The sequence below is a fragment of the Pseudomonas sp. MF6747 genome (genome assembly GCF_963890955.1).
Taxonomy (GTDB): Bacteria; Pseudomonadota; Gammaproteobacteria; order Pseudomonadales; family Pseudomonadaceae; genus Aquipseudomonas.
Map to the genome: position 1 here is coordinate 75,315 of NZ_CAWPSZ010000051.1, position 17,735 is coordinate 93,049.

The window sequence follows — 17,735 nt, forward strand, 5'->3', positions numbered from 1 at the left end:
GGAGATACCCTATGAAGCGTTCCGCTCTTGCTGGCTTGTTCATTACCGCTGCGATGATGGCCTCCCCTGTTTTTGCTGCCGGTGAGCCTGATCTGTGCAAAATCAACCTGGACAAAATCAATAACGGCCAAGCCCTGCTCGCAACCGATACCAGTGGCAAAAAAGGCGAAATCGATACCGCTGTCTCCCAAGCCAAAGCCGCGCACGCGGCCGGTGATGACAAGAAGTGCATCGAGATCACCTCCAAAGCCCTGCAAGACCTGCAGAACAGCGACAAAGGCGGCAATCAGTAACCACGCCAGCCGCAGAGGTCAACCTTCGGGTTGGCCTTCTGTGACGGTTTGGCGTACACTGCACAGGCTTGTCACTCACTATGAAACAACGAGTTACAAGCACGGGGCCGTTTAGGATTCGACGCCGGTCGCGAAACTTTAGGTGCATGCCGAGTTGGTAACAGAACTCGTAAATCCACTGTTGCAACTTCTTATAGTTGCCAATGACGAAAACTACGGCCAGGAATTCGCTATCGCTGCGTAAGCAGCCTTAGACCTGAGCTTCTGGTACCTTCGGGTCCAGCAATCACCAGGGGATGTCTGTAAACCCAAAGTGATTGTCATATAGAACAGAATCGCCGTGCAGTACGTTGTGGACGAAGCGGCTAAAACTTACACAACTCGCCCAAAGCACCCTGCCCTTCGGGTCGCTGAGGGTTAACTTAATAGATACGGCTACGCATGTAGTACCGACAGCGGAGTACTGGCGGACGGGGGTTCAAATCCCCCCGGCTCCACCACTTCATCATCTAAAGACGTCCACGGACGTCTTTTTTTGTGCCTGAAATCCACTGAATACAGGGGCTTCAGCGCTTACGGGGGCTTTGGAGGATTTCTGAGTTCCAGGCGCTTTGGTATCCCAGGTGGTATCCCGGGTTACCAAATGCTATTTTCAGGATACCAAAACGGTGCTGGAGGTAGCCCCATGCCTACTAACGCAACCCGCCTCTCCGATCGCCAGCTCAAGGCAGTCAAGGCAACTGGTAAAGACTTCGTCCTCAGCGACGGCGATGGCTTGCAGCTTCGAGTACGCGCGAGCGGCTCGATGATGTGGAATTTCAATTACCGCGAGCCGTTGACCAGAAGCCGTATCAACATGGCGCTTGGTCCATACCCCGACCTCTCGTTAGCCAACGCCCGGAAGAAAGCAGCAGAGGCGCGTGAGCTGCTCGCTTTGGGCATTGATCCCAAAACCCAGCGTGATGAGGTAAGGCAAGCCAAACTTGCTGAGACTGAACACACGTTCGAAAAGGTGGCCACCGCCTGGTTCGAGCTGAAGAAAGACTCCGTAACCAAAGCCTACGCCGAAGACATTTGGAGATCGCTGACGCTCCATGTTTTCCCAAGCATGAAAACAACGCCGCTCTCTCAAATCACTGCTCCGATGGTTATCAAGATCCTTCGCCCAATCGAGGCCAAAGGGAGTCTCGAAACCGTGAAACGATTGAGTCAACGACTAAACGAGATCATGACCTACGGGGTCAACTCCGGGCTGATATTTGCGAACCCCCTTAATGGAATTCGGGCGGTGTTCAAGAAACCCAAGAAAGAGAACATGGCTGCGCTACCACCTGAGGAGCTTCCCGAGCTCATGATGGAAATCGCGAACGCCAGCATCAAGCGCACAACCCGCTGCCTGATCGAATGGCAACTGCACACGATGACCCGCCCTGCCGAAGCAGCCACCACACGATGGGCAGATATCGACTTCGACAAGCGCATTTGGACCATTCCGCCAGAGCGCATGAAAAAGCGTCGGACGCACACAATCCCTCTTACCGATCAGGCACTTTCGTTGCTGGAGACGCTCAAGCAACTCAGCGGTAACAGAGAGTACGTGTTCCCCTCAGATAGAAACCCCCGCACCCATGCCAATAGCCAGACCGCCAACATGGCGTTGAAGCGCATGGGCTTTCAGGACCGTCTAGTCAGCCACGGCTTGCGCTCGATGGCGAGCACCATCCTGAATGAGCATGGCTGGGATCCGGAGCTGATTGAGGTCGCGCTGGCGCACGTCGACAAGGACGAAGTTCGTAGCGCCTACAACCGGGCGGATTACATCGAACGCCGGCGTCCGATGATGGCCTGGTGGAGTGAACATATCCAGAAGGCGGCCACCGGCAGCCTGTCGGCATCGGCCATCAATCAAACCAGGGACCGCAACGTCGTACCGATTCGCTAAACATCCAAAAGGTATGCGCCACCGGCTACGACCCGTGTCGTGCAGCAGGGCGACAGGAGTGACGACTGTCGCTAAATCTCTGGTATGCCTGCGCCTCTTCAGCCAAGCCCCTGAGTATGGGAAGGCTCCGCATTCCCATACTCAGGGGCTCACGCTTAAAAGGTCTATCAGAGAACCACGAGTTGCGCCTTTCTGCGGCGGATCAATCCTGCTGTTAATTCATAGTAATAGACGGTCGCTGGTGCTGAGTAACGCAGATAGTGCTCTAAAAACCATCTGGTGTGCTTTTCCTTCCAGGACCAGGGGGTCTCACAACTCCAGCGCTCACGAATCGCCTCGTGCATCCTTTCGGCCTGCCTGATGTGCCGCTGCCGCGTGGCATGCGCACCTTTGAGTACGGGACTCAGAAACAACGCCATATCGAACTCGGACTTCATCGACGACCTCCGATGTAGGCACTCACCACGTCGATGCGGTTATGCCCCAACTCGCGGCTGATCTGCAGGCGTGCACGCTGATCGAGTGCTCGATCCTCTCGATGACCACGACCGCCATTGATGGGCGCGGAGAAACCGGTCAGTTGCTCATAGCGCTCACAGGCGTAAGCCGCCCGCAGTTCATGAAAGCCTTTCAATCCATGCTCATGCAGGATGTCCCGTGCCGGTCGCACGATTGTCTGTAGGAAATCTTTGTAGCTTTCATCAGGTGTTAACAGATTCCGACTGCCACTGGGTGAAGCCTCCCAGGACCTATCCAAGGCGCCACGGATTTGATCAGTGACCGTGATCCAACGCGGTGCTGACGCGCCTGATCGACCGCCTTTGGTGCCGTCCTGGATGTTGATCTTGCCCAGTTGCCCGGCCTCACGTTGCAGACGGGGCAGGTCCGCCAAGATCGCTTCACGCAGGCGCATACCAGTCTCACGGGCGAGGAGCACAATGGCACTCACCCTCGATTGCTGACGATCTGACAGCGTCCGCGCGATCAACTCCACCTGCGCACGGTCTTGGCCTTGCGGAGCCTCACTACGCACGCTTGAGCGCTTCAAGCCAAGCGCCTTACTCGGACTCGGGATTTTGACGTACTGATCACCGCGCAGCGCAGCCATCGTTCGGTTCACGCTGGACAGTCGGTTCTGCGCGGTGGCAATGCCGATGTTGCCCCGATCAACCTGCTCACGCACATACGTGGCGTACCGCATGAGGATCTCACGGTCGATCTGTCGCGCGTCATTGAGTCCCGGACCTTCATCGGATCGACACCAATTCACGAAGGCCTGCCACCGATCGCTATGGGCTTTGACGGTAGCAAAATGGCCATCGCCAAATAGATCTTTCAGTGCTTGCGGTCCGGCATAGCTGAGCTGGCGACCAAAGCCAAAATTACGACCCGCTCGCTTATCGACCCGAGCCATTTTCCTGCTCCTGATCGACTGCTGCGAGCTCATAAAAAAGGGCTCGCCAGTGTGCATTCACAATAGCGAGCTGGGCCCAATCAGTCGGGCGAAAACACAGCGTATTGCCGGCGACGTATAGATGCGCGCCCTCCTTTTTCAACCATTGGATGATGGCTGTCGTCGTAGTGCTAGCTTTACGGGTGATGGCGACATCGGCGACACCGGCGACAACCCTTGCCTTGTCTGGCTTTGAGCGTGGCGACAAAGTGGCGACAGTCGCGGCGACAAACCGCGCTTTCGGCTCCTTTTGGCGCTGAGCCAGATGGTTGCGCAGCGCTTCATCAAGATTGAACATGGCGCACCTCGAAGGTGTGGCCGTCGGTGATGAGCCACTGATGATCAATCAACTCGACCAACAGCTTGGCGGTATGACGACTGCTCTTACGGGCAAAACGGGGACCGTTGCGGTTCAGCTCCCGAATACTGAAGCGCTTCCAATCTTTGACCTGCAGCCAACGCAGCAGCCGGTCTGCCTCTTCTTTTACCCGGCACACCGGTTCCTGTTCGGTCAGGCGCTGGATCTCGGTGAGGTAGTAGCCCACCAAGGTGGAGGCCCGTTGGATATGGTCGACGTCCACGACACTGCTCTCCTCCACCACTGCCAGGATGCCGGCGACGCGCAGCAGGTTGTCGGCGGCCTTCGATCCGCTGGGCCGCACGCTGGCCAGCTCACCAAACTCACCCAGTTGAGCTTCGATGGCATCATGCAAATCAATCCAGTGACGGCGGGCTAACGGGCTGAGTGTCAGCGGTGATAGCCGCAAGGCACCGTCAGCGGAAAGTGACCAAGGCTGATGAAACAAGGCCGAAAGACGGTGGTGATATCGCTTTAGGGCGGGGTCTTTGGACAAGTCGACAGCCTGGTAACTGCGTTGTCCGGCCAGGCTGGTGGGCCAGGTCATGAGGCAGCGACCGAGAATGCCTTGCCCCTGCAGCAATGGGTCACTGAGTAACTGCATGGCTAGATACGGTTGCAGCATCAGGTGCAGGCTTAAGCGTCGATCGTAAGCTCGCAAGCTTTCACCCACCATAGACCGCGCGCGATCTATCGGACTGCCGTCCCAGAGTGACGACAAGGTCGTGACCGCTTTCAAACGGTTATCCCGACTCATGGTGCTGCTACCGAGGAATTGTCCCCCCTCGTCACAGAACAGGCCCATGCTCGGCAAGTCATGGCAGAGTCCCTTGATCAGGGCCTCGATAGTCGGATCCGTGGTGATCAGCCTAGGTGCAGAGGGCTCCGCTTCAAGCGGTACGCCGTTTGTGGGGTTGGGATCGCCAGGGTTGATACGCTGCGCCTGTCGCTGCGCGACACGGTACCGGGCGAGTTGTTCACGGTAGCGCTGCCACTGCTCTCGCTCCCATTGCCGTGCTGGCAGTAATGCAGATCGGTCTGCCGCCGTTTTACGATCCCCCGAAGCTGCCACCGTGATCAGGTACAGCGACAGGGGATAATTTCTCCCGTCGAGCTGTAAGCCGGCATGACCTTGGGCAGCCAGGGCCGAGGCGGCCAACACCGATTGCGCTGCCAGTGCTTGGGGCACGCCGATGACCTCGGCCATGCGCTCCACCGCAAGCCCGAGAATCCCACCCAGTGCCTGTACGGGATAAGGCTGGGGCACGGGGTTCGACTCAATCAACGGTTGAGGTGGTCGTGGTAGTTCAAGCTTCGGATCTAACTGCTGCATGGGCCCTCTCCTCAATCATTGCTAGTTGTCCTCACGTAGTCCCGCCACGACTGTTGAGTGTTATCAGGGATCAAGGCCCCTGCGGCCTGTGAGGTGTTCACTGACGCGGAACAAACGGCTCCTTACAACCGGGAGCGAGGGCATAACCCATGAATCTGGCCTCCTTAGTCGCATCCGAAGATGCGGGCGGGTAGAGGCTGTGCCGACTGACGAGTTCGGCACCTGGAGATCTGGAGTAGGAGAAGGCAACGACATGGACACCTGGGGCATGCCTGACTGTCAGTCAGATGCAGCCTTTCCATTGGCTGCGGCACCGGTGCCTGTGTCGTTGCGGATGGCGACGAATCGGATTTGTCAGGCCGATTGTCACGAGGAGAGTTGCGGCAATGCCCTGTACGACGTGGCTTGCAGCAGTGGTACGAGCGCCCGTCTCTTTCCAAAAGAAAGAGACGGGCGCGGATTGGCGCAGCGAAGTGTGCCGAGAGGTGAGGTTGCTGCAGTGCAGCGAGGAAGGTCCATCGTCTGCCGCAGTAGGCAGATTGGTCGAGTAGGCATCCATCACTCTTGGGAGTGACCGTGCGAGCCGCCGGACGCTAATCGCACTTGGGGAAGAACCACCACGCGAGTGGCGTAGCCTTAAAGGTTCTGGCTACCTGGGCAGGAGCTGTCAACGACAGCGATCCGTGCGCCAATTGTTATACCCACTCGAAAAGGCGGTCAAGCGGCACCTCCAATGCGCTGAGAAAGTGGCGACTGTCGCCACTTCTGTCGCCATGCTCCAGACCACGTTATACGCGAGTTGTCGCCACTGTCGCCGCTGTCGCCGTACCTATATCCATGCCCAACGAAAGGATCCGCTTTGACACTGAAATGGCCCTGCGCCCGATACAGATCACGAGCAATTACTGACGGGTAAAAGAAGGCTGGCGCTGATCAAATTTGAAATGAAAGAGGGGAACGCGGTGGCTGCAAGGAAAAGCGAGTGAACCCTCCGATCGGCGCGATCAAAGATCGCTTAATCGGAGGGTTTGGCGGGAAAAGCAAAGTCTCAAACGTCAATTACAAACTCAGGCATCGATGCTGCGTGACTGGGAAGTGACTGCATCACGTCGCATGATCAGCGTTTGCTGCAATCGCAGCAGAAAACCTGCTTCAAATGCTTCTTGGGGATCACCTGGACGATGATGCTTTCGGTTTTGCGCCAGTGCCCACCACAGCGGCAATGATGAGCCATCGAGCCAGGTCTCAGCACACCGAACGCCGTCCTCAATCATCGGGCGGAATTCATTGCCCCATGGTGTTCGGATACCGGGACAGCCTTCAGCGGAAGGGACAGAGACGTACTCACCAATCTGTTGATGAACGCGCTGAGCAGGGATACCCGACAGATATCGGAATGCCTTGTCGAATAGCACTGCCGCGCCATCCAACAGCTCTACCGCCAGCTCAACGTCTTGCGGAAAATGAAGCAGAATACTCTGTGCTCCATTAAGCCGAAGAGTGGCAGCCTGCCGTAGTTTAATCGCGGCATCTTCAGGGGTAAGCAACGCGGTATCGATGCTGCTGGGTTTGGGGAGGCCAATGAGAAGCGAGAGATCAAACATCACGGAATCCTCCGAGATAGTTTGCGGTACTAAAAAAACGGCCAGGGCGGCGCACGAGCTTAAAAGGGGGACAGGTCATTTTCCTTATCTCCTCGGACAGTTAAGGAGCCGTCCACCCAGCCGTTCTGACACGAAATGGGTGGCGGACCGTACGGGGGTCAGAAACCGGCGTCCGAGGGAACCGGCCAGGCCGAAGCCTGCCCCGCACGGACCGCCATAGAAAAGCAGCAGCTAAGCCTCTGTAAGCACTTAATCGCTGGCTATGGCGCTATGCGCCTCGAACAATTCAGGTTCTGACACCCGGCCACGGGATTGACCGCGACGGAGCAAAGCGTAAATGTGAAGCCGGAACAACACAAGCGTGCAGCACCAATAAGCTCGGCATCTGAATGAAAACTGTCGGCCAGACATAACCGTCCAAAGTCTCGATGCCTATCTGAAGCCAGTCCACTCCCCGCAGCCGAGGGTAGCGACGGGTAGCGTCGGGCAGAAACGGCCAAAAGCAGACCGTCGAATGGATATAGGAAATTAGCGACAACTCAGCGACTCGTTGATCGCAGTACTTCTGGTTAAAAATAGCGAGTCGCGCTATCGGCGGCTCCTACCGCTCTACGCCCCCTACGGGGCCTCCACCAAGTCCTTATTGTCCGCGTCATATTCAAAATTGGTAAGCTCAGACCTCAGGTAGTCGTCATTAAGAAGTTTCATGAAGAAATTCTGAGAAACTTTGGTTTCAATTATGATTCGAGTTTCAAGGTCGTTGATTTTGATTTTCTTGCTGAGGCTGTGGTGCTGCTTAATGAACTGAATAATCTGATCATTACCAACAGTGTCGAGTACCCTGGAATGAGCGATTGCTCTTATCACCTTTTTGGCAAACGTCACATCACCTTGAACACTAATTCTCTCTCTTAGCAGGGAGATACCTTCAATGATATCGCGACCGGCAAGTGTTTCAAGCTTAACAATCGCGTCAGCTTTCATAGCTTCTTTGTAACCAAAGAATTTTTCAAGAATTTTGAAGTTGGTAACGAATACCTCAGCGCCATCGTAAACAAAGTCAATCGTGTGACCCATTCGTATAATATCTTGATTCAGCTTTTCGAATCGATCCTGACCTATACCCACGCGTAATAAGCTGAAGCCATTCCGTCGAAAGGTATTTGTTGGGTAATGATGCTTATAGATTGCCAAGGTATCGATGCCATTGCCGAGTACCACCACGATGGCCTTAAGGTCGGTAACTTGGTCGTTAGCGTGATTAAAGTCAGGGATCGCGGCGGCTGCGTCAAGCGTCTCAATGAGCCGTTCCACTTGTGGAGGATAGTTTTGAAGGTTGTAACGGTAAATGGCATCCTGACGCTGGTCAGCGGCGGTGAGATCTCTCAATACGTAGCTGCCTTCAAAAAACTCTTCCAGTTCAAGCTTCACTTCAGCGGTAAGTGCGGCTTGGGCAACGGCAGATAGTTCCACCTTCCGAGCAACAAACTGGTTTTGCTGCTTCAAAATGAAAAACATGATCCCCACAGTTTGAGGGTCGGTTGCTAAGGTTTGTGCGGTCAGACTCAGTGCGTCAATGCTCATGCTTTCCTTCCAGATACGAACTTCTCGTCAATTGTAGAAAAAACAATCTTGTCTGACTCGGCGATTCGGTGAGTCGTAATCAATACCTTGCTGACACCGTCGACCTCAATTTTGTACAGCCTGAAGCCCAATATTGCCAATGTAGGATTAGCGTAAAACTTATCGGTTTTAACGTAAATCTGCCCGATCACAATCAGCAATATGAACAAAGCCATGATGTAACGAATATTATCTAGATTAAAACAAATCAGGGGGACAATATAGGTCGTCAGGAAGGTCAGATGTTCGTAACTCAAGTCCTCCACTTTCTTCGCAATAACTGGCAAGCCGACATTGGACTGCAATCTGTATTTAAATCGAAAGTAGCAGACCGCAACGACCGCAATCAATATCAAGGATATAATTGGAAGAACATTGGTACTGATCAACGTCTTGGTACCGATGTAATGACAATCCGCACCAAAGCAAATCGGAAAATTAACTTTGACAACGATCATTAAGACAAATAGGAGCCAGAGCGATATTATATAAAGCTCAAACTTCATCACGGATTGGCGAAACCGTAGCTGTCGCTCGCGATTGTGCATCAGTGGCCGCTCCCTGGCTTGGCAGCGGATAATTCGCCGCAACCGTGCGCAGAGTAGCACAATGCTGGCACGGTGCACTCTAGCCAAACACTAAGCTGGGTCAATTTGACAAACCTCCAGCTTTGGGCGGCTTGGCTCCCAGACTCCAAGGCAGCGTGTCAGTGCGGCAAGGTAGATGGTGGAGACAGTCAAACGCTGGGTTGCGCAGCTTTACCTGAAGGAGAGCGTACTACTGATCCTCAGACGTCTGGGCAAAGTTGAGATGGCAACGCGCATGCAAAGGTAAATCTTCGCTTACTCGTTAAAGGTCAAGACCAGCTCCACGCCCCCGCAGCCACTCCTTCCGGTCGCGATAATCGGGTAGCACCTTGTCGACCTCATTCCAGAACGCATCAGAATGATCACGATGATGCAAGTGACACAGCTCATGAACGACTATGTAGTCAATGATGGTCAGCGGAGCCATCAGGCACTTCCAGTGAAAATGCAAATCTCCGTTTTTCAGACAGGATGCCCAGCGGTAACCGATATCTTTAACGTGAACATTGCCCGGCGTCACCCCCACCTTGCTGGCGAAGAAAGCAACCCGCTTGCTCAGCCGGGCAAGACCTTTTTCCTTATAGAAGGATTCAAAGATCTGCTGCGCAAGTTCGTGCCCCCCCGTTTCTACAACGGACCGCAACAGGCAGAACCGTCCATCCTTGAGTTTCAGAGACTCATCCTGCTCTTGCACCAGCTGCAGGCGATAGCTGCTGCCCAGGTACAGAAAAGACTCGCCACCGACCCACTCACGTGTCACGCGAGTGGCGTTGAGGTCACGCCAATCGGCAAGGTTGCGATAGATCCACATACGTTTGCTGAGTACGGTTTCATCCACCTGCTCAGGGGTCATACGCCTGGGTGGGCGCACTGTGATCAAACCATCTCGCTCAATCACGATATCTGTAGTCTGGCGGTCTGAGCCTGGCAGTAACTGATACTCGATGTCTCGAACCTGACGAAGTAGCATTTATGCGTCTCCCCGGCGCAGGGCTCGGATTAGCTCATCATGACGGTTCTTGGCCAATTTCATGACTTCAATTGCCACGCGTTCACGATTCTGCTTGAGTTCCTCGATGCCCGCTTTAGTGATTTCAGCCTTGAGCAGTCCTCGAACACGCTTTTGTTTGTCCGGATTTTGCCAAAAATCAATGCTGGCAATCGTTTCCTGCAAAATCTCCACCGTAACGCCCATCAATGCTTTGAACTTGGGTTTATCCCCACCTTCAACTGTGCCGTTTGGAAAGCCAACCTGGACGATATGCTCGTAGAAGGTCGTCACCTCCTTACTCATCCCCTCTTCGCCCTGCTGACGGCCAGCGATAGCTTGGTTTCTAAGTTCGGCCAATTTTTCCGCTAACAAATCCCACTCGTCGTGGTGCTTCTCAATGAGGGCATCAACCTTTTCCGACAGGCTCTTGAAGAAGGATGGATCCTCATCATGATGGACAGTGCAATGCTTACGGATGGCATGCTCCATCTCACTGGCCTTGGCCTCACTGTTTTTACCAGCATGGGCATTGAGTTTCTCCAGGAAGTCCTCGGCTAATAGCTCCACCGGTTCAATCTTGGGGTTAATTCCTAGGCTAATTAAGTGCTCGTTGATTAACGCCTTCACTTTTTCACCTGCGCTGCCCAAATCGAGGCTGGAATCTTTGTAGCGCTCCTTGGTGACTTGCAGGATATAACCAAAACGCTTGGCGGGGACGCGGTAGAGCTGTGCAGACGAGTGAGGCAAAATGATGTCCAGGCTCATCAAAAATTTCTTGAGGTAAACCTCGAAATCCGCCCGTTGCTTTTCATCCTTCAGGGCCTTGACGGCCTCATGCACCACCGCTGCATCGGCATCCAATGAGGGTAAAGCACCCGTGACAAAGGCCTTGATGTTATTCACACCCAAGGTTGTGAAATGTTGCAGTAATCGTTGATAACGCTCCTCCAACACCGGCAACTCGGAGGTGATGTTTTGCATACCGTCCTGCAGCTCTTGTAGCTCATCACTGGCTGCGTACAGCGTCAGCGCATCGGTCAGATGGTTGGCCAAGCCGATGTAATCTACGATATAGCCGCGCTGCTTGCCCCTCTTGACCCTATTAGTACGGGCAATAGCTTGAAGCAAGGTGTGCTCGCGCAGTTTCTTGTCGATGTACATCACCTGCTCGATGGGCGCATCGAAGCCCGTCAGCAGCATGTCGCAGACAATCAGAAACGCGATGCCGGTGTGCTCTTTGTCCGGATCGTCAAAATCGAAACTACGGCAAAAATTATCAACCGCGTTCATCCGCACGGCCTGTTTGCGCGCATCAGTGATGAACGCCGCCTCGTTAGTGCCGTCTGACGACACCACGACGGCTGTTTTCAAAAAACTCAGCCGTCGGATCAGTTCTGCGTCAGGCAGTGCCCCGGCCTGTTCTTGTTTGATGCGGTCGGACAACGCCGCTTTGATACCTGCTTGATAGCGCACACAGGCCAGCTTGGAATGGCACACCACCTGCGCCTTAAAACCGTTGGGCAAGATGTTGTCGACGTAATGCTTAACTAGGTCGCGGGCAATCGCGTTGATGCGGTTCTCGGCCTCCAGGATGTCGCCGGTAGCGCCATACTTCTTTTTGATCGCCAGCAGCTCTTCTTCGCTGCGGTCGCGGAACAGGTCTTCAAAGGCCTCATCAAAAGCATGTTTTTCATTCAGCGCACTATCAGCCGTTTTACCCTCATATAAAATCTGCAGGGTGGCGCCATCCTTGACCGCGTCCATCAGCCGGTAAGTGTCGATGTACTCACCAAAGCGTTTGCGGGTTTTGCGCTCACCGTGGCGCTCGGTCAGCAACGGAGTGCCGGTGAAGGCCAATCGAGTGGCATTGGGAAAAGCCTCAAACAGGTTTTCACCCAAATCCGAACTTTGAGTTCGGTGCGCCTCGTCGATCATCAGGATGATCCGCTCTGAAGGATTGACCACACCAAAGGTCTTGCCTGCCGGTATGGCCAGGTAGGTACCCAGCGCCTCAGCCACGGTATTACTCAAGGTCTGTTTGTGTTCCTGAAACTTGTGCACCATGACCATATTGATGTCAGAACTTTCGGTGGCCAGGTGTTGCCGTAACGCTTGACGGCTCTCGATCACATTAACCCGCCCACCAATCAATGTCGCGGTTTTGCCTAGCTGCTCTTCCAGATCTTGCCGATCATTGACCAACACAATCTTGTAGTCAGCAAGATCACGGCTAGCCCGCAGCATCCGCGCCAGAAATACCATCGTCAGCGATTTCCCCGAGCCCTGGGTGTGCCATACCACACCACTGCGTTCCATGGCCGTGGAGCCTTTACGCAGGCGCTCCATGATTTTTCTCGCCGCACGGAATTGCTGGTAGCGGCATACCACCTTCACACGAGAACCACCATCGTTATCCATGATCACCGAACTTGTGCGCAGGATCTGCAGCAGGTTGGCTCGACTCAACATCCCGGCGATCAGTTGCTGCTGCGGGTTTAATCCTTCGAGTCCCGCATCGTCCTGCGGATAGAGCGTCTTCCAGGTATAGAAATGCTCCTCTTCCGAAGTTATTGTGCCGTAATCCGCTTGCAGACCGCTGCTGCGGATCAGTAGCAGGTTGCTGTGAAACAGGCCCGGTTCACCCTCCTTTAGTCCAGCATTTTGGGTTTCGGGGCGTTTGCGCATATAGCGCTGTAACTGCACGAAGGCTTCCTGCATTGGATTGGCGCAGGTGTGAGAGGCTTTTTTGCATTCGACCACTCCGAGGGGGATCCCATTCACGAACAGCACGATGTCCGGAATGATGAAGTCCTTTACGCACCCTGGCGTATCAATACGGAACTGATTGATAGCATGGAACTGGTTATTTTCAGGCGTTTTGAAATCGATCAGCCGCACCACGGGATCGGCTTCGCCGGTCAGCTCATTGATATCTACCTGCGCTTTAAACAGCAAAGCCTGGATCGTTTCATTCGCTTCCAGCAGGGTACGGTTGGGCTGGCGCAGCAATTGGCTGCGTAAATCTTCCAGCTGCCGATCGGTCAGCCACAGCTGGCCTTCATCCGTGCGGTTGTTCTCCCGGACGGCGTTATTGAATACTTCGGGCAACAACCATTGGCGAAAGTTAGTACGCAAGCTTCCGTGTGCGCTCTGCGGAATACTTGTTCCTTGGTCTACCACCGTCCAACCCTGTTCGGCCAACTGCTGCAGAAAGGGCTGTTCGACTTCGCTGTACTCACTCATCGTGTGCTTCTTTGGCTATTGGTCTGCAACCAGTGCTGGCCTGTGGCGGTCAGGTCCACCGGAGGAAATAGCGGCTGACCGTTGGCATCGCAATCCTGCCCAATCACCACATAACCGCCGCCCAGGTTTTCAAAGTCATTGGCGAAGGCGCAAAGCGTGCGAAGAATGGCGTCCGGATTCCAGCCCGCCTTGTATTCGATACGTTCGCCCTCCACCGTGTGCTGGCGCAACAGATCGTTGAAGTTTATGGGCAGCTTGTTAGGCATCGGCTGTCTCCGGGGCATCAACCTTGACGGGGACTTTACCAGTGAGGAGGTCTTGTACTAATCCGCGCTTCTGCTTCTGCAGTACTTGAAGTTTGGCTTCGGCTGACAATAGAAATCGATTGTGTTTAGAGAGAATTCCAGCAATCAACCGTTGCTCTGCTAAAGGAGCAATAGGAAACGCGAGTGACGTCAATTGGGCCGTGTTGATCCCTTCACGAGTGCCTCGCCCTTTGTCTCGCTCGATTTGACGCATAACTATCTCGTTCGCGAATGCCGCCTCAACAAACAACGGCGAACAACGGCCATGATCTAGGGCCACTCGAATCACGTGATAGTTTATTAAAAAGCCCTCGACACGCTCATCCGCCAAGGCATTTCTACCAGTCGTCGCACCTTGCCTGGCAAACAGCAAATCACCATTTTTTATGCGGTAACGGCTCAGTGTGGCGGCCTTTCGAACTGAAACATAAAGCAGGTCATCCAGATCAAGCCTTCCTTGCTGAACGTTTCCAATTCTAAGAACTGGGATCCCCTCTGCTACGAAATCCGAACTACCAAGATCGGCCCCAAAAGGTCCAGTGAGAATTGGCTGTCGTTGCGAATCGGTTAGTTCAAGAATTGATCCTAGACGCCACTCTGACGGCATTTTCCCGAATGGAGTCTGTACTGACTTTTCGAAGGGCCGTAGGAGACCATTTGGTAATACACCACGAGTGAACAAATCGCGCATCAAACCAGCCTTGATCTGCAGGTATTTGGCAATCAAGTGTTCTGTTTTTTCGATGGCAGTGTCGATGCCTATTAATATTTTGGCGATTTTGTTCTGCACCAAAAAAGTAAATACCGGTATCGGTATGGTTTGTACGTCTCCAGTCGAGACGGCAGCGAATGTGGAACCTTGGCTGCGCCGGTGCAGATAGCCACTACAGTGTTCTACCGCGTGCTTCAAAAAAACAGTGTTCGATAGACCTGGCTTGGCCTTAAAGGAGCCGAGTCCACGGCCAATGCAATAGTCCTGATCGGCATAGTTCATCGTGCCAACCGGCGCACGCACACTGATCAATACAGAGCCAGCTTTCGCCGTACGTAAAGGTGGGTCGCAAAAGACTGAAGTCTGTGGATTACTCGCACCAAACTCTGCGCATCCTTGCAAAAATGGCAACCCTTTGCCATCTGTGTTGCAGAGTTCAGCTCCCGGCGACTGCCCCATGGTGACATCGGCAAACCTCGTGAGCGGTACAAACGATAAATCACTCATACCCCAACTCCATCATAAAGCTCTGCAATGCCTGTGCAGCCTCATCGTGCTCTGCCTCAATCTGCTTGGCAGTCACCGCATACTTGCCCCACAGATTCTCAATCAAAGCAACACAGGCCCGCTGATCGGCTCGTAGATATTGGCGGTAACTGTCGAACAGCACCTTGCCCAGCCGCTCGACAATCACCACACGGGCCTCGTCGCTGCTGATCTTCTCTCGGGCTTTTTCCACCAACTCATCGCGGCTTTGCTCCGTCGCCTTGATCAGAACCTTAAGGCGTTTCGCTTCGTCTTCTAGCGTTTTATGACGAGCCAGTTGTACCTCAATGCGTTCTGCCTCGCTTTGGTGATTTTTCCAGTCACCAAAGCTGGTATCGCGCTTGGCCAGTTTCATCAACCCACGGGCTTCTTTCAGGCTAGCCTTGAGAGTCTTCACTTCATCAGGTGGCAGCACACCACTGTCATCAGTATCTTCAAAATCTTCTTCGCCCGCTGCGGCGAACAACGCTTGCAGCTCGGCCAGACGGCTGTACTGTTGTTCCAGTTCGGCTAATAGTTCCGGAAACTGGCTCTGCAGGATATCCTCGTTGGGAATCAGCTCCGGCCCCCAACCACTGGCTGCGATGGATTTAAAGTCGGCAGCCAGCAACTTGTAATAGTTAGCGAACGCGCCGCGCACTTGATATCGGTTCAGCAAGTGCTGATGGTCAAAGATGCGCTCGACGCTGTCTAGCAACGTGGCGCGCATCTGGTAGACATTGTTGGCACGAGCTTGCTGGTTCGTGGTATCCGGTGCCAGTGCTTCAACGATAGGCAGGTGCTGTTGCCACCAGCTATGCAACTCGGACATAAATTGAGTTTGGCGTTGGATGACTCCAGGGTGTGCATTGACGTAATCGGCAATGGAGCGCTTATCTTGCAGCTCAGTCGATAAGTCAGCGTAAGCCACGCCGCTGGCGGGTGCGGTACGAGGCACAAAGCAGCTCTCACGCAGCCCAACATAGTTTTCCCAAAAGTGCCCCAGCGCATCGATCTCGCTGACAGGCACACCGCCATGCAGATGGGCCCGCACATCGTGGGGCTCGGGCGACGGAGCGTTATCCACATAGCGGCGAATATTGCAGTTGTAGTCTTCAGCGCTAATCGCCGCCACCGGAATTCGCTGCGCATAACCAGGAATATTTTGGCCGGCGCGATAAGCGTGCACGATCTTGTCAATATCTTCGGGCCGCAGATGGTTCTGAGCCTTACCTTCGCGGTATTCACGATCGGCGTTGATAAACAGCACGTGGTCACGCTCAGCCGCCCCTGCCTTATTCAGCACCAGAATGCAGGCAGGGATTCCAGTGCCATAGAACAAATTACTCGGCAGGCCAACTACTGCTTCGAGATAACCCTTTTCAATAAAGTATTTGCGCGCCTCACGCTCTTCGCCGCCGCGGAACAGCACACCATGGGGCATCACCGTCGCCATCCGGCCATCGTTTTTGAGCACGGCTAGCATATGTTGCACAAACATCAAATCGGCTTTTTTGCCTTTTTCAGGCATCCACACCGGAAAGCGACCGGGGAATTTTATGTCTTTTTTGATGTAGTTCTGGCTAAACGGCGGGTTGGCTAACACGCGATCGAAGCGCTTGAGTTGACCATCTTCGGCCTGATGCTGGGGCTCCCGCAGGGTATCTTGCTGACGAATCACCGCGTGGGAAATGCCATGCAGCAGCATATTCATTTTGCAGATGGACCAGGTGGTACCCATCTTTTCCTGACCGTACAACGCCAGCTCGGATGCATCCGCCCCGCACTCGCGCAGGTAATCACGCGCCTGGATCAGCATGCCGCCCGACCCAACAGTAGGGTCGTACACACTCATATTTTCCTGGGGATCGCAGATCTCAACACAGATACGCACCACTTCAGCTGGGGTATAAAATTCGCCAGCCTTCTTACCTGCAGAGTCGGCAAAATGCTTGATCAGCCATTCATATGCAGTGCCCAGTAGATCTGGAAATTCGAAGTCCTCGTCGCGCAGCGGGATTTTTTCAAAGTTCTGAATAAAGTTGACCAGTGTGTCGTCATCCAGCGTGTTCTGGCCTATCTTCTTGTTGAAGTTGATGTGTTTAAGCACATCCTGTAAGGCCTCTGGATTGGCCTCTTCCAACGCTTCAAGCGCTTTGTTGAGTGCAGTGCCAACGTTTTCTTTGACGTGCTTGAGCGCTGGATGGAGGTTCCAGGTGCTATCGACCCAGCTCTGACTCCATCGAGCCCGCTCCGGCACAAAGAAATACTTGCCGGAGTACTGATCAGGATCTTCTAGGTTGAGTTGGATATCCGCATCGCTCAGGCCTACAGCCTTGCCCTCTGCGGCAATCTCTTCGCGGCGCTGATCGAACAGATCGCTGGCACGCTTGAGGAACAGCATGCCGAAAATGTATTCCTTGTATTCACTGGCATCCATGTTGCCGCGTAAGTCGTCACAGGCAGTCAGCAGCAGGTTTTCAAGCCGTGCGAGTGTCAATTTGGCGCTTGCCATAAGTATTCAGATTCCTGTCATAACGTCGAACGGTGCGCTAATTGGGGGCAACGAAACACCTGAGAGATGTCCGTGCAAAAATGCCATAGGATACCCCACTAAGTTCCTCGATAGAGCTCAACTGGTCAGCTGAGATTTCACCTTCTCCTGCAAGCTGCTCAGGTGACTCACCCCGATAAACACCTCCGCCAATGGGAAGCAAGATGCCCGTTCCCACTTACGACCAGTCATCGAACCAGTGCTGCGTTTTT

At 53.9% G+C, this 17,735-nt stretch carries 14 protein-coding genes and 1 other RNA gene; 3 read left to right on the forward strand and 12 right to left on the reverse strand.

The features are described 5' to 3' along the window. The first annotated feature begins 11 nt into the window (after nt 1-11). The 3 genes from AACW30_RS27415 (at nt 12) to AACW30_RS27425 (ending at nt 2,235) form a co-directional block, all read left to right on the forward strand. Nucleotides 12-293: a hypothetical protein gene (locus AACW30_RS27415; RefSeq protein WP_106579272.1), complete on the forward strand. Its 282-nt coding sequence runs from the start codon at nt 12-14 to the stop codon at nt 291-293. Nucleotides 294-396: 103 nt separating this feature from the next. Further along, nucleotides 397-793: a transfer-messenger RNA gene (ssrA, locus tag AACW30_RS27420) on the forward strand. Between the two features lie 185 nt (nt 794-978). Beyond that, nucleotides 979-2,235 carry an integrase domain-containing protein gene (locus AACW30_RS27425; RefSeq protein ID WP_150596484.1) on the forward strand — a complete coding sequence of 419 codons (1,257 nt, stop codon included), beginning with the start codon at nt 979-981 and terminating at the stop codon, nt 2,233-2,235. 167 nt (nt 2,236-2,402) lie between these two features. On the opposite strand, the gene AACW30_RS27430 is transcribed toward AACW30_RS27425, so the two are convergent. The 12 genes from AACW30_RS27430 to AACW30_RS27485 form a co-directional block, all read right to left on the reverse strand. After that, on the reverse strand, nt 2,403-2,672 hold the full coding sequence (locus AACW30_RS27430; RefSeq protein ID WP_150596483.1) for a hypothetical protein: 270 nt from the start codon (nt 2,670-2,672) through the stop codon (nt 2,403-2,405). After that, nucleotides 2,669-3,649, reverse strand: coding sequence for an integrase domain-containing protein (locus AACW30_RS27435; RefSeq protein ID WP_150596560.1), 981 nt, complete (start codon nt 3,647-3,649; stop codon nt 2,669-2,671). Before AACW30_RS27435 ends, AACW30_RS27430 begins: the two co-directional genes overlap by 4 nt. Further along, nucleotides 3,633-3,986, reverse strand: a complete 354-nt coding sequence (locus tag AACW30_RS27440; protein WP_150596482.1) for a hypothetical protein — start codon at nt 3,984-3,986, stop codon at nt 3,633-3,635. Before AACW30_RS27440 ends, AACW30_RS27435 begins: the two co-directional genes overlap by 17 nt. Then, the gene (locus tag AACW30_RS27445; protein WP_150596481.1) at nt 3,973-5,379 is read right to left on the reverse strand and encodes a YfjI family protein; all 1,407 of its coding nucleotides are present in this window, start codon (nt 5,377-5,379) and stop codon (nt 3,973-3,975) included. Before AACW30_RS27445 ends, AACW30_RS27440 begins: the two co-directional genes overlap by 14 nt. Before the next feature lie 1,067 nt (nt 5,380-6,446). Beyond that, on the reverse strand, nt 6,447-6,983 hold the full coding sequence (locus AACW30_RS27450) for a LasR-specific antiactivator QslA (RefSeq protein ID WP_200623890.1): 537 nt from the start codon (nt 6,981-6,983) through the stop codon (nt 6,447-6,449). A 618-nt stretch (nt 6,984-7,601) separates the two neighbouring features. Then, nucleotides 7,602-8,567: an anti-phage protein KwaB gene (kwaB, locus tag AACW30_RS27455; protein WP_200623891.1), complete on the reverse strand. Its 966-nt coding sequence runs from the start codon at nt 8,565-8,567 to the stop codon at nt 7,602-7,604. Beyond that, a complete protein-coding gene (gene kwaA / locus AACW30_RS27460) occupies nt 8,564-9,154 on the reverse strand; it encodes an anti-phage protein KwaA (RefSeq protein ID WP_200623892.1) in 591 nt (196 codons plus the stop codon). The genes kwaB and kwaA overlap by 4 nt, the downstream gene beginning before the upstream one ends. Before the next feature lie 301 nt (nt 9,155-9,455). Continuing rightward, nucleotides 9,456-10,163 (reverse strand): M48 family metallopeptidase, encoded by a 708-nt coding sequence (locus AACW30_RS27465; RefSeq protein ID WP_200623893.1) that lies wholly within the window; start codon nt 10,161-10,163, stop codon nt 9,456-9,458. Next, the gene (locus tag AACW30_RS27470) at nt 10,164-13,427 is read right to left on the reverse strand and encodes a type I restriction endonuclease subunit R (RefSeq protein WP_200623894.1); all 3,264 of its coding nucleotides are present in this window, start codon (nt 13,425-13,427) and stop codon (nt 10,164-10,166) included. Then, nucleotides 13,424-13,693 carry an AlbA family DNA-binding domain-containing protein gene (locus tag AACW30_RS27475; RefSeq protein WP_200623895.1) on the reverse strand — a complete coding sequence of 90 codons (270 nt, stop codon included), beginning with the start codon at nt 13,691-13,693 and terminating at the stop codon, nt 13,424-13,426. Before AACW30_RS27475 ends, AACW30_RS27470 begins: the two co-directional genes overlap by 4 nt. Beyond that, nucleotides 13,686-14,951: a restriction endonuclease subunit S gene (locus tag AACW30_RS27480; protein WP_200623896.1), complete on the reverse strand. Its 1,266-nt coding sequence runs from the start codon at nt 14,949-14,951 to the stop codon at nt 13,686-13,688. Before AACW30_RS27480 ends, AACW30_RS27475 begins: the two co-directional genes overlap by 8 nt. After that, nucleotides 14,944-17,484 (reverse strand): type I restriction-modification system subunit M, encoded by a 2,541-nt coding sequence (locus tag AACW30_RS27485; protein WP_200623897.1) that lies wholly within the window; start codon nt 17,482-17,484, stop codon nt 14,944-14,946. The genes AACW30_RS27480 and AACW30_RS27485 overlap by 8 nt, the downstream gene beginning before the upstream one ends. Nucleotides 17,485-17,735 lie beyond the last annotated feature (251 nt).